The sequence below is a fragment of the Magnetococcales bacterium genome (genome assembly GCA_015228935.1).
Taxonomy (GTDB): Bacteria; Pseudomonadota; Magnetococcia; order Magnetococcales; family DC0425bin3; genus HA3dbin3.
This window is the reverse complement of the sequence record JADGCO010000061.1, coordinates 1-24,160: the sequence shown is the minus strand read 5'-3', so window position 1 is coordinate 24,160 and position 24,160 is coordinate 1. Positions and strand designations below refer to the sequence as shown.

At 55.4% G+C, this 24,160-nt stretch carries 18 protein-coding genes; 9 read left to right on the top strand and 9 right to left on the bottom strand.

The window, feature by feature from the left end; all coding sequences use genetic code 11:
* The first annotated feature begins 321 nt into the window (after positions 1 to 321).
* The 3 genes from HQL65_13935 to HQL65_13925 are packed head-to-tail and all read left to right on the top strand — an operon-like array spanning position 322 to position 4,105.
* Positions 322 to 1,473 carry a hypothetical protein gene (locus HQL65_13935; protein ID MBF0137334.1) on the top strand — a complete coding sequence of 384 codons (1,152 nt, stop codon included), beginning with the start codon at positions 322 to 324 and terminating at the stop codon, positions 1,471 to 1,473.
* Between the two features lie 32 nt (positions 1,474 to 1,505).
* Entirely contained in the window at positions 1,506 to 3,533 is a 2,028-nt protein-coding gene (locus tag HQL65_13930; GenBank protein MBF0137333.1) for a tetratricopeptide repeat protein, read from the top strand.
* A gap of 14 nt (positions 3,534 to 3,547) precedes the next feature.
* Positions 3,548 to 4,105 carry a septation protein IspZ gene (locus HQL65_13925; protein ID MBF0137332.1) on the top strand — a complete coding sequence of 186 codons (558 nt, stop codon included), beginning with the start codon at positions 3,548 to 3,550 and terminating at the stop codon, positions 4,103 to 4,105.
* Here the strand turns inward: HQL65_13925 and HQL65_13920 are convergent.
* Positions 3,993 to 4,889, bottom strand: a complete 897-nt coding sequence (locus tag HQL65_13920) for a hypothetical protein (protein ID MBF0137331.1) — start codon at positions 4,887 to 4,889, stop codon at positions 3,993 to 3,995. The genes HQL65_13925 and HQL65_13920 overlap by 113 nt on opposite strands.
* A gap of 220 nt (positions 4,890 to 5,109) precedes the next feature.
* Here HQL65_13920 and HQL65_13915 point away from each other — a divergent pair, with 220 nt between their 5' ends.
* From HQL65_13915 to rsgA, 3 genes are read left to right on the top strand one after another with little or no spacing between them, the layout of a single operon-like run.
* The gene (locus tag HQL65_13915) at positions 5,110 to 6,150 is read left to right on the top strand and encodes a hypothetical protein (GenBank protein MBF0137330.1); all 1,041 of its coding nucleotides are present in this window, start codon (positions 5,110 to 5,112) and stop codon (positions 6,148 to 6,150) included.
* A complete protein-coding gene (locus tag HQL65_13910; GenBank protein ID MBF0137329.1) occupies positions 6,150 to 8,246 on the top strand; it encodes a tetratricopeptide repeat protein in 2,097 nt (698 codons plus the stop codon). The genes HQL65_13915 and HQL65_13910 overlap by 1 nt, the downstream gene beginning before the upstream one ends.
* Before the next feature lie 46 nt (positions 8,247 to 8,292).
* A complete protein-coding gene (rsgA, locus tag HQL65_13905; protein MBF0137328.1) occupies positions 8,293 to 9,330 on the top strand; it encodes a ribosome small subunit-dependent GTPase A in 1,038 nt (345 codons plus the stop codon).
* A gap of 652 nt (positions 9,331 to 9,982) precedes the next feature.
* Here the strand turns inward: rsgA and HQL65_13900 are convergent.
* The 8 genes from HQL65_13900 to ccoG all read right to left on the bottom strand — a co-directional run bounded on the left by HQL65_13900 (position 9,983) and on the right by ccoG (position 20,917).
* The gene (locus HQL65_13900) at positions 9,983 to 10,627 is read right to left on the bottom strand and encodes a hypothetical protein (GenBank protein MBF0137327.1); all 645 of its coding nucleotides are present in this window, start codon (positions 10,625 to 10,627) and stop codon (positions 9,983 to 9,985) included.
* Positions 10,628 to 10,643: 16 nt separating this feature from the next.
* Positions 10,644 to 12,170 (bottom strand): hypothetical protein, encoded by a 1,527-nt coding sequence (locus HQL65_13895; GenBank protein MBF0137326.1) that lies wholly within the window; start codon positions 12,168 to 12,170, stop codon positions 10,644 to 10,646.
* Between the two features lie 462 nt (positions 12,171 to 12,632).
* Positions 12,633 to 14,195, bottom strand: a complete 1,563-nt coding sequence (locus HQL65_13890; GenBank protein ID MBF0137325.1) for an aminotransferase class III-fold pyridoxal phosphate-dependent enzyme — start codon at positions 14,193 to 14,195, stop codon at positions 12,633 to 12,635.
* A 529-nt stretch (positions 14,196 to 14,724) separates the two neighbouring features.
* Positions 14,725 to 15,723, bottom strand: coding sequence for an SPASM domain-containing protein (locus tag HQL65_13885; protein ID MBF0137324.1), 999 nt, complete (start codon positions 15,721 to 15,723; stop codon positions 14,725 to 14,727).
* Between the two features lie 160 nt (positions 15,724 to 15,883).
* The gene (mgtA, locus tag HQL65_13880; protein ID MBF0137323.1) at positions 15,884 to 18,652 is read right to left on the bottom strand and encodes a magnesium-translocating P-type ATPase; all 2,769 of its coding nucleotides are present in this window, start codon (positions 18,650 to 18,652) and stop codon (positions 15,884 to 15,886) included.
* A gap of 14 nt (positions 18,653 to 18,666) precedes the next feature.
* Positions 18,667 to 18,942, bottom strand: coding sequence for a cbb3-type cytochrome c oxidase subunit 3 (locus tag HQL65_13875; protein MBF0137322.1), 276 nt, complete (start codon positions 18,940 to 18,942; stop codon positions 18,667 to 18,669).
* A gap of 2 nt (positions 18,943 to 18,944) precedes the next feature.
* Positions 18,945 to 19,478: a FixH family protein gene (locus HQL65_13870; GenBank protein ID MBF0137321.1), complete on the bottom strand. Its 534-nt coding sequence runs from the start codon at positions 19,476 to 19,478 to the stop codon at positions 18,945 to 18,947.
* 5 nt (positions 19,479 to 19,483) lie between these two features.
* Positions 19,484 to 20,917 (bottom strand): cytochrome c oxidase accessory protein CcoG, encoded by a 1,434-nt coding sequence (gene ccoG / locus HQL65_13865; GenBank protein MBF0137320.1) that lies wholly within the window; start codon positions 20,915 to 20,917, stop codon positions 19,484 to 19,486.
* A 104-nt stretch (positions 20,918 to 21,021) separates the two neighbouring features.
* Here ccoG and ccoN point away from each other — a divergent pair, with 104 nt between their 5' ends.
* The 3 genes from ccoN to ccoP all read left to right on the top strand — a co-directional run.
* On the top strand, positions 21,022 to 22,488 hold the full coding sequence (ccoN, locus tag HQL65_13860; GenBank protein ID MBF0137319.1) for a cytochrome-c oxidase, cbb3-type subunit I: 1,467 nt from the start codon (positions 21,022 to 21,024) through the stop codon (positions 22,486 to 22,488).
* Between the two features lie 77 nt (positions 22,489 to 22,565).
* Positions 22,566 to 23,246 carry a cytochrome-c oxidase, cbb3-type subunit II gene (gene ccoO, locus HQL65_13855; GenBank protein MBF0137318.1) on the top strand — a complete coding sequence of 227 codons (681 nt, stop codon included), beginning with the start codon at positions 22,566 to 22,568 and terminating at the stop codon, positions 23,244 to 23,246.
* Positions 23,247 to 23,286: 40 nt separating this feature from the next.
* A partial coding sequence (gene ccoP / locus HQL65_13850; protein ID MBF0137317.1) for a cytochrome-c oxidase, cbb3-type subunit III occupies positions 23,287 to 24,160 on the top strand: 874 nt, incomplete at its 3' end.

The window sequence follows — 24,160 nt, the reverse complement described above, 5'->3', positions numbered from 1 at the left end:
CTACCGGGCGAACGGACAATTCCCCGGGTTGACACATCTCATTCAACAAGGATATTGAAACATCATCGGACACACCCCCTGGACCCCGATTTATGGCCTGAAAATCAGCGATTCCAGAATACGTCCGGGCAAAATACCGGCAGGATGGATCCGGGGAGCTTGAAATCTGGCCCGGGATTTGCCTGGAGAAGTCGGATGGCTGCGAAAGGTGTCAAACCGTCGTCGGTGATAACGCCGTCGTCGGTGATAACGCCATGGATTGGAATTGTCGGGTTGACAAGATCCGGAAGGTGCGCCAGAAAGTGCGGAGGTACGGCAGTGATGCACGGAGTTGTTCAAGGCAGGCGTTTGGCGATTTTGGCGGTGGTGACCTTGCTGGCCTTCATGAGCATTGGTACCTTGACCAGGATGTGGCCGGCTGCAACCGTGGTGCATGTGGTGCTGGCGGTGGGTGTGCTGCCCCTGATGACCGCCATGATGCTTCATTTCACCTCGGTCTTGACGCGCACCAGCCAGGCCGAGGGGCTGGTGGCGTGGTTGCCCCTTCTGGCCATGTTTGCCGGTTTGCTGGCCTTTCTGGCCATGAACTTTGATCGGCGCTTTGCGTTTCTGGGTGCCCCTCTGGGCCTGGTGGTGGGGATGATTCTGCTTGCCTGGATGCGCAAGTGTACCAAACGTGCCCTGGGAAGCGTCCATCCCGGCCTGCGCTGGTATCAAGGATCGGCGACCTTTCTGGTCGTCGCCATGGCGGCCATTTTCCTGGGATTGTTGTGGCCGGAACAGTGGCGGACCCTGCGCAGCGTGCATCTGCATTTCAATCTGCTCGGATTCCTGGGGATCGCTGCCCTTGGCACCTTGCAGGTCTTGATGCCAACGGTCGGCGGATATGCCGACAACGATGTCGAGCGGCGCTTGCGGGCCGACTTCAAATTTGCCGTCATGGGCACTTTGGGAGCTGCCGTGGGTGCGGCCTGGTATCGGCCTCTCTCCTGGATTGGCTTGGTGGGTTGGTTGATTCCCATCATCCATCTGGCCGTATCGGTCTTGCGGCATCGCCCCCAAATCTGGTCCGGCAATGGTACCCTTTTTTCCCTGTTCGGGGCACTGATCGGATATTTTTCTCTGATGCTGGCAGGGATTCCCATCGTTCTGGGCTGGATGGAACCGGCCAATACCGTGCCGCTGTTCTTCATGACCTTCCTGTTTCCCCTGGTCACCGGGGCCATGAGTCATCTATTGCCCCTCTGGTTGCGGCAGGGAGATGGCTCGGCGGGTTTTCATGCCCGGGATCGGCAGATGCTGGCCCGGGGAAACCGTTGGCGGACCTTGATTTTTCTGGGATCGGGCATGGCCATGGCCGGGGGCGTGACGTGGTCGGTTTATGTGGCTCTGGTTGGGTTGCTTTGGTTTTTTGTCCAGGTTGTCCTGGTGATGATCTCCGAAAGTCGGAGTACATCGCGCCACATGGTGTAGCCTGAATTCGGGTTTATTGCCGGGGTATGATCGTGATGATTAAAGTAAAATTTGGCTTCGGAATCCTGCTTGTTTCCCTGTTCCTGCTCATGACATCCTCCCCGGCCCGGGCCGCTGCGGATCGTGAGGCCTGGAATCAGCGCGTGGCCGAAATCGATGCCTTGTACCAGGAAAAAGATTTTGGCAAAGTGATGGAAAAAACCAGGGACTTTCTGCTCTGGGTGCGTCACGAGTGGGGAAAGAATCATCCCAACGTCGCCGAAGCCCTGGGCATGACCGCCAAACTCTACTTTCATCACAACCAAAGGGGAAAGATAGAGGGCATGTTGCGGGAATCCCTGGCGATTCGCGAACATGCGTATGGCCGTGATCACCAGAAGACGGTCGATTCCCTGGAAGCCCTGAGTGCTTTTTATATTGCCGAAGAGCGGCTCGATGACGCCGAACCCGTGTTGCGGGAAACCCTGGCCGGGCGGCGGCAGGTGCTGGGCGGCGATCACCCCCAGTTGGCCACGTATCTGGAAAACAGTGCCCGTTTGTATCAGCGCCTTAAAAAACTGGATCGGGCCGAGGCCCTGTTCAGGGAGGCCCTGGCCTTGCGGGAGCGCCTCAAGGGACCCGAAGCCGGCAGGCTGGAAGATTCCCTGTTGGGATTGGCAGAATTGGCCGCCGAACGGGGTGAAATCACCCAGGCCGAAAACCTGTATCAACGTGCCATGGATGCGGTCAATACGGAAGGGGAGGCCGGTCGCCTGAAAAAAGCGCAGATCATGGAGCATCTGGCCATCCTGATGTGGCGAACCGGGCGTGAACCCCAGGGGCGACAACTGAGTGATCGGGCACTCCAGGAAGCCCAGAGTGTCCATGCCAACGAGCCGGTTCGTCTGGCCGTGTGGTTGAGCAATCTGGGACGGCTGCACTACAAGAACGGGGATTATGTCCGGGCTGCCTTTCTCCTGAATCTGGCCCTGGAACGGGCTCGGCAACAGTATGGCAATGACCAGTCCAACGGATTGGTTCAGGCCATTCGCCGCAATCTGGAAACCTTGAACAGGGGAGTGGCATTTTCCCAAAAAAGCATCTTGCCACAGCCCAGAGACGTTTCCCATACCGCTGCCGGTGCTGCATCCAGACCCCAAAAAACGCCAGCAGGCGTTGCCGGCAAGCCTCGTCCTGCAACCGCAGCCGGCAAACAACCATCATCCGCCGCAGCCAAAAAAGCCATGACCGAACAGGTCGCTGATGTGGAAAACGATGCGGAAGAGGATGAAGCCGACGAGCCAGACAGTGACGAGTCGGAAAACGATGAGTCCGCACTGGATGAGCCGGAACCGGGCATTGATGCCAATTATTCCGAATTGACGGAAAGATCCGGAACGGTTGCTGCTGCACAGAACATGTCCATTCCCGAAGCCCAACAAATCAATCCGGCCAGGAATATGACACCCGGGGCCACTGTGTTTCCATCTCCCCCTGGGGTTTCTGCGCCGGGCGGGGTTGTGCCGCCGGGAATTGTTGCGCCAGAAGCTGCCGCTCCGGGAAATATTGTGCCAACCCAACCTCCTGCCACGAGTGCTGCTGCCACAGCCCGCAGTGTTGAAACAGCACTGTCTACCACCAAGAAAGCGGCTTCGGATATGCAAAACGTAGCTGCCATGGCCCGAAGTGCTGAAACAGCGCCGACAGCCGCCAAAAAAGCGGCTCCGGATATGAATAACATCAAACGGGATCAGGCTTCCGGCCAGGAGTTGCGGGAGAGTCAAAATCGCCAGAAAACCGGTGGTCAACCAGGACCGGGACGTTTGCCGCGCCGGGGAGAGTATTATGTTTCCACGGGCTGTTTCAGTGAGATGGAAACCCTGGACAAGGCCAGGGATCGCATCAAGCGGTTTGCCTTGCCTGGTTTCCAGACGGTCGTCAACATGCAAAGTGGCAAACTGGTCTGTGTATTTGCCGGTCCATACGCCGAAGGGGAGAGTGCCAAACGTGCCATGACCCGGATGCGGGGTGAAGGTGAGATACCCGGAATGGAAGTGCGGCAGGCGGGCAAGGATTGGTAGAGGGGGGGCGTGCGTTGCGGTTGGTCCTGGAGTTTTTGCCACTGGTGTTGTTTTTTGTCGCCTACCGGCTGGACGGCATCTATACCGCCACCGGGGTTCTCATGGTCGGTGTGCCCCTGCATGCCGGGTGGTTGTGGTGGCGGACAGGCCGCCTGCCACCCGTGCAGGGGGGAATGACCCTGCTGGTCTGGGTATTTGGGGGGGCCACCCTGTTGTTGCGGGATCCGGGTTTTATCAAGTTGAAACCAACCGTCCTGAACTGGATTCTGGCCCTGGTGTTTTTGTTCAGCACCTGGGGTCAGCGCCCCCCCCTCGTGCAACGCCTTTTGGGGGCACAAGTGGCCCTGTTTCCCCGCCAATGGGACATACTGAACCGGGCCTGGATTGTTTTTTTTATCTTTTCCGGGGGGGTGAACCTCCTGGTTGCCTGGCTCTATGATGAATCCGTCTGGGTCAATTTCAAGATTTTCGGTCTGTTGGGTTTGACGTTCCTGTTCCTGCTGGGTCAGGGATTTTGGCTGGCGCGTCAGAACGGCCCTGAGACACCGCCTGCCGGCGACGCAAACGCATAGATCCTCTTGGGGGAGGTATTGTTCCTTGCCGGTCATTGTCGAACAGGACCGGGGACTCTTCCGCACCGTCGGGTATGGCTGGGGCGGAAAAGGCCGGGTTGGTCATGGCGGGAACTGCCGGGGTGTCCAGAGTGGCCGCCGTGGCACGTCTGGCAGGAGAGACAGGCATGGGTGAATGGGCCATGGCCGATGCCGCAGGGATGGCAGGGGGGGAATGGGCGGTATCGGCGGTATCGGCGGCAGGGGTGGCAGGGGCTTCTGGATCGGCAGCAAAAGACGCGGGTTGACGTTCGAGTTCAACGATGGACTCGGACAATACACTGTGAAACCCCCGATGGGCGGCATGGACATAATTCCGGGTGCGGACCCGATCCGAATAAACCGGTTTTTGGGGAAAAATGCGTTCATACAGCTCCAGAAGCCAAAGGGCAAACAGGTCCGGCCAACCGGGATTGCGCATGTCGTCTTCCGGATCCAGGTGGCGAATCAGCCGGTATAAAAGCCAGGCAGAGCCGAGACAAAGCACGGTGACACCCAGCAATGAAAATTGGGCAATCCCTTCTGCTCCCGGATGATCGGTGACGGCAATCAGTCGCACAAGCAACAACCATCCCAGCAGAATTCCCCCACCGGTCAGGGCGGCCAGGGCGCGGTGCGTGGCGCTGCCGGCCTGGGAAACGGGCAGATGAAAAACGTCTGAAAAACTGGGATGGAGGTCCAGGAGGAAGGGCTGTGCCCTTCCTCCTGGTGGGGTTTGGGGCGAAGCCCCAACAAAGTCTTTCATATCAGATCCTTTGGTTGGAAAGGGTCCTGAACAGCACTATAAATCTTCCCCCGGCATAAAACAAATAAAAGACTGGGATGGGGGTCCAGGGGGAAGGGCTGTGCCCTTCCCCCTGGTGGGGTCCGGGGCGAAGCCCCGAAAATAACGTGCCCGATTCCGCCAGGCCTCTTGCACGAAACCAGCCCGTGTGGTAATCGTAAATACTTTCGATAACCTGGATATGAACTCCGGCAATCCCGGGTTGGTGTGCATGACCTGTCCCTATCCTTCATTAAATAATCTGTTCACCCGGCTGCTTGCCGAAACCAACAGCGAGGGTCGTTTTCTGGCCGAAAATTTCTGCCACGACGAGCGTACACCCGACTCTGGACGGTTGCTTTACGACTCCTGCATGCAGGGCGTATCGACAGTGGCGTCCCTGGCGGACTGGAAAAGCAGGCATGCCGATGATTATCTGGAGAAAGAGTTGTTTATCGATCCCATGGACATACTCCTCGGGAGGCCATGGACTTTCCGGCAGGAAAATGCCGATAATCTGCTCCATCCGCATGTGGCGTTGGAACGCAGGCTGGTTCGTCTGGAAGATGCACGAGGTATCATCAAACGGACCGGTTATGCAGTGGACGATTTGATGAGCAAGATTGCCGATTTCAGGGATGGTGAGGCCAAAAAACGTGACAGTGCCGAGAAATGGCTGAGTCAATTTTGTGGTTCCTGGAATGAAGGACGTGATTTGCGCCCGGTTTTTGCATCGTATCTGGATGAAGTGGATGATGTGCTGAAAGATGTGGAGTGGGCGGACAAAATACGGGATCGATTGGGTATGGGGCACCTGAAACCCACAATCAATGCTGCGACTGGGACCGAGGAGTTTGTCCCGGTACTGCTGCTGGAATACCGAGTGGAAGAAACCATCGATCAAAAGAGCAATCACCAGGAACTGATGGTACCCACGGTGCTGGACGGAAATTTGAATCCCTGCTTCTTTCCCACTCCCCGTCCAGGATCTGGTACGCCGGCGGATGAAAAACCAGGCGGACGCACCGTGAACCTGAACCAGGTTGCTGCGGAGAACGATTATCACTACGGCGTGGAATTGTTGCATCCAAAATTTGACTATCTGCCCGCACATATCCAGCGTGTTGGATGGATACGCCGTCATCCGGGGTTGGCACTGGAACGCGCCCGCAAGTGGCACCTGCCATTGGTGCGCACCTACCTGGACAGGGAAGATTTTTACCCGAATGACAGGAATTCCTGATGGATGCTCAACTGGATCAATGGTGTCAACATTTTGCGAAAGAGCCGGTACCGTCGATAGGAAATCTTCTGGGTGGCCGGCTTTACATGGGCTCCTTCGAACCGTTGGAACCATCAGAAATTTTGTTGCATGCCAGGGGAGCCCTGGGTTCCGGGGGGCAGGAGAGGCTGGATGGTGCCCTGTCCGAATGGCTGCAACATGTCATCCAGGTTGAAAAAGCTGCCGATTTGGGTTATGGAAACCCCAAGTCCTTTGCCCGCATGCTGATGCAAAGTTTTTATGCCGCAGCCACCATGAATCTGCGTCAAACCATGCGATGGCTGAAAGACGAAAAAATTCAAGGCAGTATGCAAGACTTTCTGGCCGAATATTTTTTTGGCCGCACATGTGATCCCCTCGGGGCCTATTATACCTCCCTGAGCCAGCATCAGGAAGATCGCCGGCTGTTGCGTCTGTGGCTGGATCTGGCAGCCCTGAACACGGGCGGTTTTACGCACCATGGCCGCATGGGTCTGGATGGCCTGCTCCGCATGCCCGATGAGGGTCGAACAGGCCCGGCTGGCCGGGTGAGCGAATCCTTGTTGGTGGGGGTGTTGCGCTTTGCCAACGGGTTGGCTCACCTGAAACGAATTGATGATAAAAAAATCCTGGATCGCTATGTGGAGTTCTTGAAGGGTGCCTATCCCATGAGCGACAAGGCCTGGATCCGCAAACTGAGCGAGGCCCGCCAAAGGGTACCCATGCACAAACTTGCCGAACAATGGCTGGCGAGCCATTTTCCAGAGGTGTTTTCAGAAGGTGCCGGGGACAGAATCAGGCAAAATTTGTCGCCTTTTTTCTCTGAAAAGTCCTGGAAGGCCATGCTTGCGAGGGTGCAACGCGAGCCTCTGGCCCAACTGAAACCTGACCTGAAAAACTTTTTTGACCGCTATCGTCGCCACGCGCATGAGACGGGCGACAGCTATTTTCTGGTCCGCACATTCAATAATTTCGGCAATAAAATTTTACGGAGCGATCCTGTCTGGGTGGCTGAATTGGCCCAGGAGGCTGCCACCTGGGAACCCTATCATAGCCATTCGTGGTCCCTGTTGGGGCGGGCACTGGATGAGGCCGGAGATTGGCCCAGGTGTGAGGCCGTCTTGTGGCAGGCCCGTCGCCGCTTTCCATACAATGCCAAACTGCATAATCAACTCGGTGACACGCTGGCCCACCGGGGAGAGACGGACGCCGCCGTGGCGGTGCTGGATGATGCGGTGCGGTTTTTCCCGGATGATGTCATCATCCATACCACCAAGGCTTATGCGCGGCTCTTCTGGGGGAGAGAAACAGGGGAGGCCCTGGCTGAGTTTGACAAGATCGTACAGCGTTTTCCTAATGAATCTGTGGGTTATTTGGGCAAGGCGGAAATACTCATGCAGCAAGGAAAACTGGAGGAAGCAGATACGCTCCTGGAACTGGCGCGATCTGTCGCTCCAGATCATCCGGAATTGTCGAGAAAAGAAAATCAATTGCGGAAATTGCAAAACGGCCAAAAGTTGCCTTTCCAGCTCGCTCCCCGCCCGACGGGCCGGGAGAGTTCCCCGGACACTTTGGCGCAAATCACCGGACGAAATTTCAGTCACGCCCCTGCTCTGGGTCGGACCACCGCCTTTCGCCGGGCAGGCAGACATGACGCCGCCAAAACCCACTTGGCCCATGTCAACCACCGGAACGAACATCGTAGCGAAATGGGGTTGCAAATCTGGCAGGAACGCGGCGTGGCCGAGGCGGCGGACTATTTTACGGAACAATTGAAACACCATCCGCACGATGGCGTTTTGTATCTGCACCAGCAACGTGCTTATCGGCGTCTTCAGCGACCAGTTGCAGAATGGGATCATCTCAAATCCAGATTTCCTGGGATGGAAGCCATGATCCTTACAGAAAAAAATGGTGGCGTGGTGCCGCGTTATCCAACAGACTTGGATGCGGATCAGGGTAACCGCCTGGTCACCCATGAAGATCAAAAACGGTCCTGGCTGGTCACCACCGTGGATCGAGACAGGGGCCTTTTGGATCCGGTGGAAGAGGATTTCATGGCGGCCAGCAGGGCTTGAAACCACGCTTCCCCTGAACCCTATTGCCCCGGAACAACAGGCTGTCATGCCGCGCAAAAAATCATCCCACGCCCTGACCGATGTCCAAAAACGCCGCATCAAGGCCATTCGCACCGGACGCATGGAACACTGGCAGCAGACGCGGCAAAAAAACCTGACCACCCTGACCAGTGGCTTTCTGGGAGAGACCCGGGATGGCCTGGTGATTGCGCACTTTGGTGCCCACGTCGAGGTGGAAGATGCCGAGGGGCAACGCTACCAGTGCGCCGTGCGGGAAAATGTGGCGGAAAACCCGGTGTGTGGTGACCGGGTTCTCTGGCAACAAGCCCCCAACAACCAGGGCGTGGTGACCGATTTGCAGCCCAGGAAATCGGTTTTGCGCCGCCCTGGTCCTTATGAACGGCTGCAAACCTTTGCCGCCAATGTCGAGCAAATGGTCATCACCACTACGGCCACCCATCCCAATCCCCATCTGGTGGATCGCTATCTGGTGGCGGCCTCGGCGGCACGGGTGCAGCCCCTCCTGGCCATCAACAAGCATGATCTTCTCGAAAATCCCGAGGATCTGGAACAGGTCTTGATACCCTACCGCCGGATCGGCATTCCGGTCCTGGAACTCTCCGTGGTGCAAAACCGGGGCCTGGCGGCCCTGGAAGAGGCCTTGCGGGAGCGTACTTCCATTTTTGTGGGGCAATCCGGGGTCGGCAAATCTTCTCTCATTGCCCAGTGGATCACCGATCCCCTGTTGCGGGTTGGCCGGGTCAATCCCGATACCGGCAAGGGTCGTCATACCACCTCGGTGGCCCGACTCTACCCCCTCTCCTGCGGCGGACGGTTGATCGACTCGCCGGGCGTGCGCGAATTCAATCTGCACGGTCTCCAGCCGGATGAGGTTCCCTGGCATTTTCCGGAAATTCGCCCCCTGCTGGGTGGATGCCGCTTTCCCGATTGTCACCATCGGCAAGAACCGGGTTGTCTGGTCCTGGATGCCCTGGCCGCCGGAACCATCCATCCCGAGCGGCTGGCCAGTCTGCATCGCATTGTTGCCACCCTGGCCCGGAACCAACCGTTCTGCACATACTAATCCTTGCATTGGATAGCCGACATATGGTATACTCCATGGCATGAACACTACCGATACCGATGGGCGCAAACTGAGCCACAAAACGCTGGAAGAGATCCGTATCCAAGCCGTTCGGCGAGTTGAAGCCGGGGAATCTCCAGAGACGGTCATCCAGGCGTTGGGCTTTTCCCCGAAAAGGTCGCCGGCTTTTTCCGACACCCTGAAACCCGATATGCGGTGCCTGTCAATGTCGGCTAACCAATGCACTTCTTAGTATGTACCGACATTTTGTCGGTCATCAGACCCCGTTTTGATCGTGATAATTTAAATAATTTAGAGGAAAGTCAAAAGAAAAAAAATCTGGATTAAAAACAATGAAGAGAAGGCATTGTCAGGAATGCATGGAGTGCATGGCGTTTGCTGTGCCAAATGTAAAAAATGGAAGAAATGTACCGAATATTTCTTGTTGGGAAGAAAATACAGTGCAGAAAATAAGGTTTCCAGTAATTGTCTGCAAAACAAGAAAAACATATCAATAAACCGATACCCTATCCCTTTGCCTCAAGAAAAAAGGCTGCCGAAAAGAGACAGGTATCGCTCGTTGTCTCCAGATGCCAGGTATGCAGCGGATTATTCCCATTTTTTGGGCTTTTATTTATAATGAATACGCGGTTCAGGGTTTCAGATACGCCGGATTGCTGCGCGGGCGCTGTTTTTGCACCCCCGGGAAAACCCCGTTGAAATCACGAAACAGAGCCTTGTAATTGTCGGGATCTCGATAGGTCTTCTTGACAAATCCATCCGGCAGTTCGATCAATTCCTGGACATCGGACCAGCCATTGGGCAGGGCATAGGCATAATAGGGAAATTCCGTTGGCACATTGTGAACCATGATGACATTGATGAGACTGCGCAGGCGCAAGGCGGCATAAACCCGGTGCATGCCATCGTTGATCAGGGGAATGCGGCGGCCATCGGGTTCCAGGGATATTTCGATCACGGGCGGTGTCAGGGGAATGGGTCCCACTTCCGCATCTGGATTTTCCGGATCCCGCATCCAAAAGAGCAATCCCCCGTCCAAAGCAAAAATATCCACTCCCTGCTGCCGGAAGGCTCCGTGCAGCTCCAGAATGCGTTCCAGATCGTCACGCAGGACATAACGTTGGGCGGGATAGAGCGTAATCGGGTTGGTACGCCTGGCCAGGGTCAGGTGCGCCCCCTCATAGACCATGGGCTGCCCGTGTCCTTTCAGACGGGTTCTCTGGATGCGGGAGAGCAATTCGCCTTCCGTGATGATTTCATGCCGGGTGATCTGCATGGCCAACACTCACTTATCAGGTGGTTGGTTCCGGTTTGGTTTCTTTCAGGCTGGCCAGACGAAACTCCTGGCGGGCAATCTCCCGACCCAGATAAAGGGCATGGGATATGTCCGAAATGGCAACATCACGGGCCAATTGGCGCTCCAGTTCCAGGGCCGTGTGACCTCGGTATTCTGCCAGACGGTGCCCCTCGAAAGAGTGTTGGACCACAATTTCCCGGGTGGTTGGATCCGACGTGACATGAAATTCTCCCTGCGGGTCACGGCGCAAACCATGTTCGGCGGCTTCCGGATCGACTCCGCCCGCATCAATCCAGGACCTGGCCACGGCCAGGGCACGCTCCATGGCCTGGGGATCGACACTGATGGAATGGCTCACGATGGTCAAGGGACCTGCTGGCAGATCCACAGCCTGGGCCACATGCTGCAAAACGGCCATGAGACCGTAACAGTTTTCCGGCCAGGCATCCAGGGCATTGTGTGCCCGAAAGGTGGCCGTCAGATTCAATACGCCGTCAAACTTGCGGAAAAACAGAGTGACAAGACAGGGATGGCCGTGGGTCTCCGGCAACAAATCCCGGCCGTTGTCCCACAGGGAAACATAGGCGTTGCGGGTTTCAGGATCGGCCCGCAAATGGGCGATGGCCAGGTCGATGCTGTCCAGGGGTGGGGCAGTGTGCGTTGCTTCTGAAACAGTTCGCCGAAAATAGCCCCGCAAGCGGTTGCCGTAGGTATAAGAATCCTCCGGCGAAAGAGTTGGATCCAATATTCTTGCCTGATAGGTGCGCAAACGTTCCAAAGAAAAACCATGTCGGGTCAACACCTCAGCCGTTTCCATTTCCGGGCGTTGCACGATCACTTTGACGTTGAGCAGTTCGATGCGTTCCCCTTTGCGCAAATGTTGGCGATGCCCAAAGCGCACCAGGCGAAAAATCAATTCCCGCCAGGCAGCCATGGGAGTCAAAGTGACCAGGGTATGGCTGCGCGGTTCCGACGGATAATGTTGCACGGTGATTTTTGGCAGGGGCAGGTTGATCCGCTCCACCTGAACCGGTTGTGGCGGGGGGAGCGTGGTAAAAAAATGCAAGACCTGATGTTGGGTTTGGGCATCACGTAACGCCCCGAGAGGCACCAAGGTGATGCGTCCCTGGAACTGTTCCGGTGTGATCAGGCCATCAATCTTGCGCCGCGTCCCAACGATGCGACAGGTGGGGGTTCCCAAAAAAAGCGTCTCTTCCAGGCCCCGGGAAAAAAATCCCACCAGTTCTTCACGTGAGCCGGACAGGTTGCGCCCCAGGACGAGTAAATGACGAATTTGAGGATTCCACAATAAATTGCGCAGCAACTCGGGAAGCCCGTTGCCATACAGGGTACCCATGACTGCGATGCGCGAACTCTCCGGATGCAGGTCAACCTGCCAGGTGGTAAACAGGTTGCGGACCTTCTCCGCAGGCGTCCAGAGGGTGACAATTCCCACGTCGCCGTGTGGATTGATTCCGAGCAGCCGGTCTTTGAAGTAAAGGGGAAGGAAGGGAATTGACACGTTTGATGTTCACATGGTGTATATACGGGAGGGGCGATTGATCCCTCGTCATCAATATCGACTCGGTGAGTCCAACCAGGTTATTCCTTGGCGGGTTGCTCGCCAGCATTGCCCACATCCGTCTTGCCCGTTAATGGGAGACTCCCTGTTTTCGTAAAAAATGTCAAGGTGTTTCATATTATTGGATTCGTTCAATCCATCACAGTCCGAGACCGGAACCTGGTTGATCAAATGCTCCCGAAGGGGTGGTGCTACACACGCAATACCGATTTTTCACTTTTAAAATCAACAATTTTATGTGATAAATGTGTCATCTGTTCCTCGATTTCCAAGGATGGAGACATACCATGAAAGCCAGAACATATTGTCCAGAATGCGGATCGACTAAATTCAAAACTCCTCCTGGTTTTGGGTGGTTCAGAGCTTATCGCACTGTCCAGATTTTTGGGTCCATTATACCAACTATGAACGAACCCTGAACAGTGGTTGGATTGGCTGGCAACGCAAGGTTTGTTTCATTTTCCCATTATCCACAGCATCCTTGAGAATGGGAAATACAGCGTCATAAACCGACAACAGGTAGTCGATATCATCTATCGTATGAGAATAGCTGATATTATGAGTGCCAAGACACAGGATACCCCTGGAAAATATCTCCTGCATGAAAAGAGACTTGATTTCCCACTGTGTGCAATCCCTGGCATCCCGAAATATCAGAAACGACCATACTGGTAAACCCGCTACAGTAAGAAAGTGTTCCACTGCATGCTTTTTCAACAATGCTGCCAGACCTTCCAGCAGTTGATGGCCTCTTTGCCAAAGGGTTGCCACCACCGGTTGTTGCTGCAACTTGTTCAGTGTCGCGGAGGCTGCTGCCAGGGAAAGAGTTTCGCCACCGAAGGTAAAAGAAAAAAATATTTCTTCCATGAGGCGCATGATGTCCCGTCGCCCTGCAATTGCGGAAAGAGGATACCCGTTGGAGAGTCCCTTTCCGAGGGTGGCCAGATCCGGGATGACACCGAAATATTCCTGGGCACCACCAGGAGCCAAGCGAAAACCGGTAATGGTTTCGTCAAAAATCAACACGGTTCCATGTTGACGGGTTATTTCCCGGATGGTCTCCAAAAAACCATCGCGGGGTAATTCAACGTTGACAGGTTCCAGGATGACAGCAGCAATCTCGCATGGATAGTCAGTGAAAATCTTATGCAACGAGTCGACGTCATTGTAGGTGAAGGTATGAGTCAAGGCCCGAGTTGATTTGGGGACACCCAGGTTTCGCAGAGTAGAACCAATATACCAATCCTGCCAACCATGATAACCACAAACCGCTACATGATCGCGATCTGTATAGGCGCGAGCAAGGCGAATGGCACCGGCAGTGGCATCCGAACCATTTTTGCCGAAACGAACCATCTCTGCGCAAGGAACCATGGCAATGATTTTTTCTGCCACTTCCATTTCCAGTGTGTGAGGCAGGGAAAAAATTGAACCTCGATTCAATTGATTGCGCACGGCCTGGACCACGTCAAGGTCATGATAGCCAAGGCTGACAGCATGCAGTCCATTAATAAAATCAATGTATTCATTGCCATCCACATCCCATAACCGACTTCCTTTGCCATGGGTGACAAAAAAAGGCGAAACGCCATGTGGAAATTGAACCAGGCTCTTGCTGAAGGTTTGCGAGCCCAGGGGAATGGACTGCAGGGCACGGTCCAACAAAGCTTCGGATGTTTTATAACCATAACCATGTATTGTCTGACAGGCTTGATCCTGTTCAAGTGATTTAGCCAAACCGGCATTGCGTTGGTACTGGGTGTTCCAGGAACTCAGATGGGGACGTTTTTTCAGCAAATCCAGAATTGCTTTGCTGCAAAAATATGGATTCTTGTGGTAGAGCGAGGAGTATATTTCTTCAACCAGCTCAAAATCTTCGGGTTCATCCACAGTCCAACGCAAATATGAAAAGTCTTCTTGCTGTTTATAGGATCCCAACCGTAACTGGTGCGGGCGATTGACCATATAGAGGGTGACATGTTCCCGTTCTGATGGGAGTTGGGCATTCTTCCATGCCGTTTCCAGGACAGGAAAACGCATGACTTCCACATCCAAACCGTCCGCGAATGTCGGTTCCAGAGTGTTGCTCGAATAGTCAAATTCGCCTGCCAGATGAAATTCGATCAGGTCATCAATCAAGTCTGGATCTGTCAGTGGGCAGTCTCCTGTCAGGCGGACGATATGGGTGGGTTGGAGGAGAAGAGCAGCCTGATAGAAGCGATCCAAAACATCGGTCAAGCTGCCCCGAAAGCAGGCAAGATTGGTTTGAGAACAAAGCTTGGAAATGGCATCATCGGTGGCATCAACACTCGTCGCAACAATCAATCTGTCCAGACGCTTGGCACGTTGAATACGTTGCACCTGCCGCAGCAGCATGGGTTCTCCCAGCAACGGCATCAGCACCTTGCCAGGCAGACGCCTGGATGAGAACCGGGCCTGCAAGATTCCCAAGATCATGAGATTACACCTCGTGCAATTGATGAGAAAGCCGATATCATGGAAGGAATTTTTCCTGATCTTGTAAAAAATTCCTCATATTTCCCACGCTGACCCAGACCACACATTTTTCGCAGACCTGGGGATTGTTCCAGATGGCCTGCAAGTGATTGTTTCGGATCATCCGCAGTCGGGGTCCATTCCAGATTTCGGCCACACTTTGTGTATGGATCGAACCGACCACGCCCGAATAATTCCAATCGACGTTACAGATGCTGACCTGGCCATTACTGTTGACAGCCAGCATATACCACAACAAGGCACATGGATAGCGTTGGGGGGTGGTTTCATCGGTCACGCGCAGATCAATGGCACCACTCCAGGAGTGTACCCCGGTCACCTGGACTTCATCGGCCACGCCGGTCCAGCGTTCCCGGAACAGTTCGATTTCCTCCGGGGGGCATTGGTCAAACTCCATGATTTTGACACGAATATGCGTTGGACTGTTCAGGCGGTTGCGATAATCAATCGTATCACGAATGTGTCCTTCGAGTCGGCTCAAACCTTTGACCCTTTTGAAGCGGCGATAACTTGCCTCACTGGCTGCGTCCACACTGATGGTGATGTCGTCAATACCCTGTTCAATGATGCCCCGCCCGACCCGGGAGTGCAGCGGAATACCGTTGGTATTGAGATGCACGACTTCGGCGGCATCCTTCTTCCTGGCATAGGCGACCATCGCCGGCAGGTCCCGGTGCAGAAGGGGTTCCCCATCCTTGTGCAGATTCAACATGATCAATTTTTGAGGAATCTGGTCAATCACGCGCTTGAAATCTTCCAGGTCCAGATAGTGGGTTCCCTGGGATTGCACGGTCATTTCGCGTGGACAGTAATGGCAGCGGGCATTGCAGGCATTGGTGGGTTCAATGTTGAGTACCAGGGGAAATCCGGTGTGAATGCGTTGTTGGATCACCTCCGGTCGCAAACAGGTGAGGGTACCTTTGACGTAATTGTCATTCAGGGATTGATGATAGATTGTTGTGGGTCCACGTCCCATGCTGTTGACCTTTCCTGGTACCTTTTGCACCGGATAGATTGGCCTGTTCATTCACGCTCGGCTGTTGCGCCGGGCAAAATTTTTCAGTTTATATGGCCACTCGTAGCGTTTGGCCTGTTCATTCACGCTCGGCTGTTGCGCCGGGCAAAATTTTTGGTTTTTATTGCCACCCGTAGCGCCGGGCAAAGATTCCTTTCACTCCCTGGGTGGCGAAGGCGTAGGCGACCAGAATGAGGGTCAGCCAACCAAAATAGGCGAGGGGCAGGGGTTGCAGTTTGAGGTATTCGGCCAGTGGTCCCATGGGGATGGCAATCCCGACCATGGCAATGATCCCGGTCATCAGCAGCAGGGGCCACCCGGCCTGGCTCTGGAAAAAGGGTACATGGCGGGTCCGGATCATGTGGACGATGAGGGTTTGCGACAACAGGCCCTCGATGAACCATCCGGATTGGAACAGGGTCTGGTGGTCGGGTCCATTGGCCTGGAAGACAAACCACATGAGTGCATAAGTGGTCAAGTCGAATACCGAACTGACCGGACCAAAAAAGACCATGAAGCGGCCCATGTCGCCCGGATTCCATTGCTGGGGTTTGGCGAGAAATTCCTGGTCCACATTGTCGAAGGGGATGGCAATCTGGGAAATGTCGTACAACAAATTTTGTACGAGAAGATGCATGGGGAGCATCGGCAGAAAGGGAATGAAGGCACTTGCCACGAGGACGCTGAACACATTTCCAAAATTGGAACTGGCCGTCATTTTGATATATTTCAACATGTTGGCAAAAGTGCGTCGTCCCTCGATCACCCCTTCTTCCAGAACCATCAGGCTTTTTTCCAGCAGGATGATATCGGCGGACTCCTTGGCGATATCGACGGCGCTGTCCACGGAGATGCCGATGTCGGCGGCCCGCAGGGCCGGGGCATCGTTGATGCCGTCTCCCAAAAAACCCACCACGTGGCCGCTGTCATGCAGGATGCGGACAATGCGTTCTTTCTGGGTGGGGGTGAGTTTGGCGAAGACGGTGACATTTTCGGCCCGAACCGCCAGTTCGGCATCACTCATTCGGTCCATGTCGGCCCCCAGGAGCAGACCATCGACGGCCAGTCCCACTTCCCGGCACACCTTGGCCGTGACCAGTTCGTTGTCGCCGGTCAGGATTTTCACGGCCACGCCATGTTTGCGCAACACCTCCAGGGCCGGGGCGGTGGTCTCTTTGGGGGGATCCAGAAAGGCGATGTAGCCGATCAAGGTCAGGTCCCGTTCATCGCTTGTGGAGTAGGTGGTTTTGTCCGGGGGAAATTCGCGCACGGCGACTGCCACGACCCGCAACCCGTCATCATTCAGGTCGCGGGTGATGGTGCCGATGCGCTCCAGCAGTTCGCGGGTCAGCGGAACGCTTCCTTCTTCGCCGTGGCGGGCATCGGAACAGACGGCCAGGACCTCTTCCAGGGCACCCTTGCAGATGAGCAGGTGCAGGTCATCCCGTTGGCTGACCACCACCGACATGCGGCGGCGTTGAAAATCAAAAGGAATTTCATCCACCTTGCGAAAATTGGTGGCGACATTCAATTCCCGGCGGACCTCGGCGTGTTCCAGGACCGCCCGATCCAGCAGATTTTTCAAGCCGGTCTGGTAGTAACTGTTCAGGTAGGCATGTTCCAGGACCTCTTCCGACTCTTCGCCGAGAATGTTGGTATGGCGTTCCAGAAAAATGCGGTCCTGGGTGAGGGTGCCGGTCTTGTCGGTACACAGGACATCCATGGCCCCAAAATTCTGGATGGCATCCAGACGCTTGACGATCACCTTTTTGCGGGAGAGGATTACGGCCCCTTTGGCCAGGGTGGTGGTGACGATCATGGGGAGCATTTCGGGGGTCAGGCCCACGGCGACCGACAAGGAAAACAGGGAGGCTTCCAGCCAGTCTCCCTTGGTGAAGCCATTGATCAACAACACGATGGGGGTCATCACCAACATGAAGCGGATCAATAGCCAACTCACCTTGTCCACCCCTGCCTGGAAGGCGGTGGCGGCACGGTGGGTGTTGGTCAGGCGGGCGGCCAGGGCACCGAAGTAGGTTTTGTTGCCGGTGCCAACCACCACGGCCCGGGCCGATCCACTCACCACGGTCGTGCCCATGAAACACAGATTGTCCATGTGGAGGGGCGTGGTGGCGGTCTGGTTGCGGGAGACGACAAATTTTTCCACCGGCAGGGCTTCGCCGGTCAGGGCCGACTGGCTGACGAAGAGATCCTTGGCGGTCAACAGGCGTACATCCGCCGGGATCATGTCCCCGGCGGAGAGGATCACGACATCGCCTGGCACCAACTGACGCAACGGGACTTCCTTGTGCATCGGGCTGCCGGGATGGAGTTTGATGCCGAAGTATTGTTGGGCAATGGGGGCCGCACGCTCTCTGGGGTCGCAACGCAGCACCGTCGCCGTGGTACTCACCATCTCCTTGAGCCGGTCGGCGGCGCGATTGGAGCGGATCTCCTGGGTAAAGCGCAGGATTGTGGAAAGGGCCACCATCGCGGCAATGACCAGCGTGGCTTTCATGTCCTCGGTATAGTAGGAGACGATGGCCAGGGTCGTGAGCAGCAGGTTGAAGGGATTATTGTAACAAAACCAGAGGTGCATCCACCAATGCAGCGGTTTTTCATGCTCGACCTGATTCAGACCGTGTTTTTCCAGCCGGAACTTGGATTCCGAGGCGGTCAGGCCATCCTGGCGGCTGCCCAGTTGCCGGAGCAGCTCCTCCGGGCTTTTGTCGGCGGAGGTCAACAAATTTTTGGTGATGTCGGGGGTGGCTTCCCGGCCCACATGCAGGCCGCGCAGGCTTTCCAGGATGATCAGGCGCTGAAAGTGCCGCAGATAGCGGCGCGAGGCGACACCACTGAGAACCTTGTCTTTTATGACATTGAAAAACATGCAATTTCATCCGGTCAGGGCGGAGGCTTTCCGGCGGAAATTTCCGAAGTGTGATCCAGTCCGTGATCCGGCCTGTGGTTTGTATGATCCGTGTGATCCGTGTGACCCGGACTGGCTTTCCCGGTTGATGGTTCGGGTTGATCATCATCGTCCAGGGCCATGCGTCCGGCCTTTTCGAAGCGCTTGCGATTGCCGGGCCAGAAGGCCCAGATGATGATGATCAGAAAGATTATGAAAAACCACACCAGGGTAAATTGTTTGGCAAAGAGGTCTATGGTCGCAAAAGTCATGTTCAGGGTCTCCGGGTCGCATCCATGGGTTTGACCTGGATGCGTTGGTTGAAACGAAAGTCACCATGGGGGGTCGTAGCCTGAAGTTTGACTTCCCACACCCCAGGCAGGGGAGGGGTGACCGAAACCTTGTAGCGGCCAGGCTGTTCCTGCTCGAAGGCCAGTGTCTGATCGTTTCCCTGATGCACTGTACGGTAGAGCGATCCTTTGACGACCGCACTCTGGATGGGGGTACCATCTTTTTCGGTCAGGGTGAAACGCAAGACAGCGGGTTGTCCGACAATCCAGCCGGTCGTCGGTTCCAGGGATCCTTGCCATCCCAATCGGTCCTGGCGTTCCTGGGCGGCCAGAACCTCGTTGTAGGCGAGGCCTTTTTCGTAGGCCTGGGTGGTGGTCAAGCCGTTCCAGGTTCTTTTGGCGAAAAAAGCCAGGAACAGATTGACCAACAATACGATGGCAAACATGAATATTCCAGCCACCAACCAGCGGCGGCGGGTGGATTGGGTCAGGTGTTGCTGATCTGTGGCTTCGGACATGGTCGTCATGGCCTCATGAAAACGCTTTGATAGTGTTCCGCACCGCCGTCCGGTTCCAGTGCCTGCAACAGGAAGGTCACCTGGCGGGTTCCGGATCCGGTTGCCGTCGGGGGTTGGCGGACGAATACCGTGTATTGTGCCACTTCACCCGGTTCCACGGTCAATACGGAATCGGGATTCACGCCGCAGGGTTGGTGCTTCAGACGCGATCCACCTGCTACCACGCGGAGCTTGCCTTCCGGCAAATCCTTGATCTGCAAGGTGTAGGTCTGCATCCGGGAAGAGAGATTTGTCACATGGACCACGTAATTGTTCTGGATGCTGCCGTCCGACTGGACAATATACACCGGTTGCCGCTGGCGAAGCACGTTCAGTTCGACAGGTTTTTGTTTGATCAAAAACCAAGCCATGCCCGCAAGGATGCCGATCAAGAGAGTTCCGTATGCCAGAACCCGGAAACGGAACAAACGGGTTTTTTTGCCTTCCATGGCCCGCATGGAGGTATAGGCGATCAGATCATGGGGGCGTCGGATGCGATCCATGACGCTGTTGCAGGCATCGATGCAGGCGGCGCAGGTGATGCACTGGTACTGCTGTCCCTGGCGAATATCGATGCCCATGGGGCAGACCCGCACACACTCCTGACAATCGATGCACTCCCCGGCTTTTGCCCCCTGTTGGCGCTGGCGTCGGTTGGCCATTCTGGGTTCACCGCGTTGTTCATCGTAGGCGATCAGCAGGGTATCCTGATCAAACATCGCTCCCTGAAAACGGGCATAGGGACACATGTAGATACAGACCTGCTCCCGGGCAAAGCCGGCCATGGTGTAGGTCGTCAGCGCGATGATTCCCAGCGTGATCCAGGCTGCTTCGGGTGCGGTCCCGTGCAAGAACTCCCAAAAAAGAGTCGGTGCATCCGTAAAATAGCCGACAAACACCCAGCCGGTAACCATGCTGACCAGCAGCCAGGCCAGATGTTTCGCCAGCTTGCGCACCATTTTTTCCGGATTCCATCCGGGCTTGTCCAGACGCAGGCGCTTGTTTCTGTTGCCTTCGATCAGGTGTTCCAGGGCCTGAAACAAGTCCGTCCACACCGTCTGAAAGCACATGTAACCGCAAAATACCCGCCCGGCCAGTGCCGTCATGAAAAACAGTCCAATCGCGGCGGCAATCAACAAAAAAGTCAGCAGAAACACCTCCTGCGGCCAGATGATGAGATCAAAAATGTAAAATTTTCGACTGGGCAGATCAAACAGGACGGCCTGCTCTGGCAATCCTGCCGGGCGCGTCCAACGCAGCAGGGGAAACAGGAGATAGCTGCCCAGCAGGATGAACATGGCCAGCCATTTGATGTTTCTGAACAAGCCCGGTTGATATTTTGGATAAATTTTTTTATGAGATTCATACAGGGACGGTGGAGAATCGGCGGTTTCCGACATAACTGACCTCTTGCGGGCGGTTCCTTAGGATATTCAACAGGAGCAAAAATTTAGAAATGGAATGTGCATGATGAAAAAAAATTTCTGGATTCCACCCGGGGATTATCCTATCCTGCCCTGATCCGAATCAAGCGTATGAATCCGAAAGGAGGTGCGCAGTGCCCACAAATGCCCGCTTGAGTGAGCAGTACGATTTTGAAGTTGTGAAGAAATTTGCCATCATGAGCGTTGTCTACGCCGTGGTGGGGTTCCTGGTGGGGGTGTTGATTGCCTCCGAGTTGACATGGCCGGATCTTTCCCAGGGGATATCGATTTTCTCCTTCGGGCGCCTGCGGCCATTGCACACCTCGGCGGTGATTTTCGCCTTTGGCGGCTCTGTGCTGTTTGCCACGAGCTATTATGTCGTGCAACGAACCTGCAAGGCACGGCTCTTTTCGGATTTTCTCTCCAATTTCACCTTTTGGGGATGGAATCTGGTGGTGGTCCTGGTGGTGATCACCTATCCGCTGGGCATCACCCAGGGAAAAGAGTACGCCGAACCAATCTGGCCGATTGATCTTCTGATCACGGTGGTCTGGGTGGCCTACTTCATCAATTTTGTCGGCACCCTGGCCAAACGCAAGGATCCGCATATCTACGTGGCCAACTGGTTCTACCTGGCGTTCATCATCACGGTGGCTGTCCTGCATATTGTCAACAATCTGGCCATCCCCGTGAGCCTGACCGATTCCTATCCCGTATTTTCCGGGGTGCAGGATGCCATGGTGCAGTGGTGGTATGGGCACAATGCGGTGGGATTTTTCCTGACTGCGGCCTTTCTGGGTCTGATGTACTATTTCGTGCCCAAACAGGCGGAACGTCCGGTCTATTCCTATCGACTCTCCATCGTCCACTTTTGGGCCTTGGCATTCCTCTACATCTGGGCCGGGCCGCATCACCTGCACTATACAGCCCTGCCGGATTGGGCTTCGACCCTGGGCATGACCTTCTCCATCATGCTGATCCTCCCCTCCTGGGGCGGCATGATCAACGGCATCATGACCCTCTCCGGGGCCTGGGACAAATTGCGCACCGATCCGATTCTGCGCTTTCTGGTGGTCTCTCTCTCCTTCTATGGCATGTCCACCTTTGAAGGCCCGATCATGTCCATCAAGGAGGTCAATGCCCTCTCCCATTATACCGATTGGACCATTGGACATGTTCATTCCGGTGCCCTGGGGTGGGTTGCCATGGTCTCCTTCGGGGCGCTTTATCACATGATTCCCCGTTTGTGGAACACCCGTATTCACTCGGTGGGATTGATCAACCTGCACTTTTGGCTCTCGACCATTGGCGTGGTCATTTACATCACGGCCATGTGGATTTCAGGCATCATGCAGGGTCTCATGTGGCGGGCCTACGACCAGTTCGGATATCTGACCTACTCCTTCGCCGAAACCGTACAGGCCATGCACCCCTATTACCTGATCCGAACTCTGGGCGGTGTGGTGTTTCTGCTCGGTGCCCTGATCATGGTCTACAATGTGATCATGACCATCCGCTCCGCACCACAAACTCCGGCCCATGCCTGATCCAGGTAGACACGGTTGCAACGTAGACAAGGAGCCAACTGGTGAAACACGAAACCATTGAAAAAAACATTCCCCTGATGGGGTTATTGACGCTGATCGTGATTTCCATCGGCGCACTTGTGGAAATCGCGCCTCTGTTTTTCATCGACAGCACCATCGAAAAAGTTTCCGGCATGCGTCCATATACCCCCCTCGAACAGCGGGGACGGGATATCTACATCCGGGAAGGGTGCTACAACTGCCACTCGCAAATGATCCGGCCCTTCCGCGACGAAGCCGAACGTTACGGCCATTATTCCCTGGCCGCAGAGAGCAAATACGACCACCCCTTCCAGTGGGGTTCCAAACGAACCGGTCCCGATCTGGCCCGAGTTGGTGGCAAGTATTCCAATCTCTGGCACGTCGAACACATGCGGCAACCCCGCAACATGGTCCCGGAATCGGTCATGCCGAGCTATCCCTATCTGGAAAAGAGTCTTCTCAGCTATGACGATGTCGCCGCCCGGATGACGGCCCTGCGCAAGGTCGGTGTTCCCTACACGGACGACATGATCGCCAACGCCAAGAAAGATCTTGAAAGCCAGGCACGTTCTGATGGTGACATGACGGCGGTGACCAAACGTTATGGCAACAAGGTTCCCAAAGGGGATTTCGACGGCCAGCCGGATCGCATCACCGAACTGGATGCCCTGATGGCCTATCTGCAAATGTTGGGTACTCTGGTGGACTTTTCCTCCTATCAGGCCCAGTCCCGGTAACGGTGCGGCGGCGTAGTCCGCCATGCAGGGAGAACAAGCGATGGCAGAAAACAAAGAGGTGGGCACCACCGGTCACCAATGGGATGACGAAGAAGGGTACCCCCTGAAAGAGTTCAACAATCCTTTGCCAAGATGGTGGGTCAATTCGTTCTATGCCACCATCGTTTTTTCGGTGATCTACTGGATCTTCTATCCCGCTTGGCCTCTGGCCAACGATTTTACGCGCGGGCTTCTGGGGTGGTCACAGCACAAACAGCTTGCTGCGGAGCTGGCTGCTGCCAAGGCCGCCAAAAAACCCTTCGATGACAGTCTGGAAAAAATGACCCTGGCCCAGATTGCGGCTGACCCGAAGTTGCGGGTCTATGCCCTGGCGGGTGGCAAGTCCATCTTCGGTGACAATTGTGCCCCTTGTCATGGCAGTGGTGGTGGTGGTGCCAAAGGCTTTCCCGCGCTGGTCGATGATGACTGGCTCTACGGAGGTTCCCTGGAGGCCATTCAGACCAGCATCGCCCAGGGGCGGACGGCCATGATGCCGCCGCACTTGGCCCCCGCAGGTGCCCTGACGCAACCCCAGGTGCAGGATTTGACTGAATACGTCCTCAGCCTCTCCGGCAAATCCACACAGGCCGATGCCATCGGGCGGGGCAATACCCTGTTCCATGGCGAGGCAGGCTGTAACAACTGCCATGGTGACCTCGGCAAGGGTTCCCTCCTGGACAAGGTGGGTGGACAACCCCTGTCAGCGGATATCGGTGCCCCCAATCTGACCGACAATATCTGGCTCTATGGTGGTGACAAAGAGACCGTTTTTGCCTCAATTGCCAGGGGCCGCAGTGGACAAATGCCGGCCTGGGGCAAGGAAGCCGGTTCTACTGGACGCCATCTGGACGCCCTGGCTATCAAGGAAGTGGCCC

What these genes read in the sequence shown, in the direction of transcription:
- HQL65_13935 (MBF0137334.1), top strand. Translation starts at nt 322, where the DNA reads ATGCACGGAGTTGTTCAAGGCAGGCGTTTGGCGATTTTGGCGGTGGTG.
- HQL65_13920 (MBF0137331.1), bottom strand. Translation starts at nt 4,889, where the DNA reads ATGAAAGACTTTGTTGGGGCTTCGCCCCAAACCCCACCAGGAGGAAGG.
- HQL65_13915 (MBF0137330.1), top strand. Translation starts at nt 5,110, where the DNA reads ATGAACTCCGGCAATCCCGGGTTGGTGTGCATGACCTGTCCCTATCCT.
- HQL65_13910 (MBF0137329.1), top strand. Translation starts at nt 6,150, where the DNA reads ATGGATGCTCAACTGGATCAATGGTGTCAACATTTTGCGAAAGAGCCG.
- rsgA (MBF0137328.1), top strand. Translation starts at nt 8,293, where the DNA reads ATGCCGCGCAAAAAATCATCCCACGCCCTGACCGATGTCCAAAAACGC.
- HQL65_13900 (MBF0137327.1), bottom strand. Translation starts at nt 10,627, where the DNA reads ATGCAGATCACCCGGCATGAAATCATCACGGAAGGCGAATTGCTCTCC.
- HQL65_13890 (MBF0137325.1), bottom strand. Translation starts at nt 14,195, where the DNA reads ATGGTCAATCGCCCGCACCAGTTACGGTTGGGATCCTATAAACAGCAA.
- HQL65_13885 (MBF0137324.1), bottom strand. Translation starts at nt 15,723, where the DNA reads ATGGGACGTGGACCCACAACAATCTATCATCAATCCCTGAATGACAAT.
- mgtA (MBF0137323.1), bottom strand. Translation starts at nt 18,652, where the DNA reads ATGTTTTTCAATGTCATAAAAGACAAGGTTCTCAGTGGTGTCGCCTCG.
- HQL65_13875 (MBF0137322.1), bottom strand. Translation starts at nt 18,942, where the DNA reads ATGACTTTTGCGACCATAGACCTCTTTGCCAAACAATTTACCCTGGTG.
- HQL65_13870 (MBF0137321.1), bottom strand. Translation starts at nt 19,478, where the DNA reads ATGTCCGAAGCCACAGATCAGCAACACCTGACCCAATCCACCCGCCGC.
- ccoG (MBF0137320.1), bottom strand. Translation starts at nt 20,917, where the DNA reads ATGTCGGAAACCGCCGATTCTCCACCGTCCCTGTATGAATCTCATAAA.
- ccoO (MBF0137318.1), top strand. Translation starts at nt 22,566, where the DNA reads ATGGGGTTATTGACGCTGATCGTGATTTCCATCGGCGCACTTGTGGAA.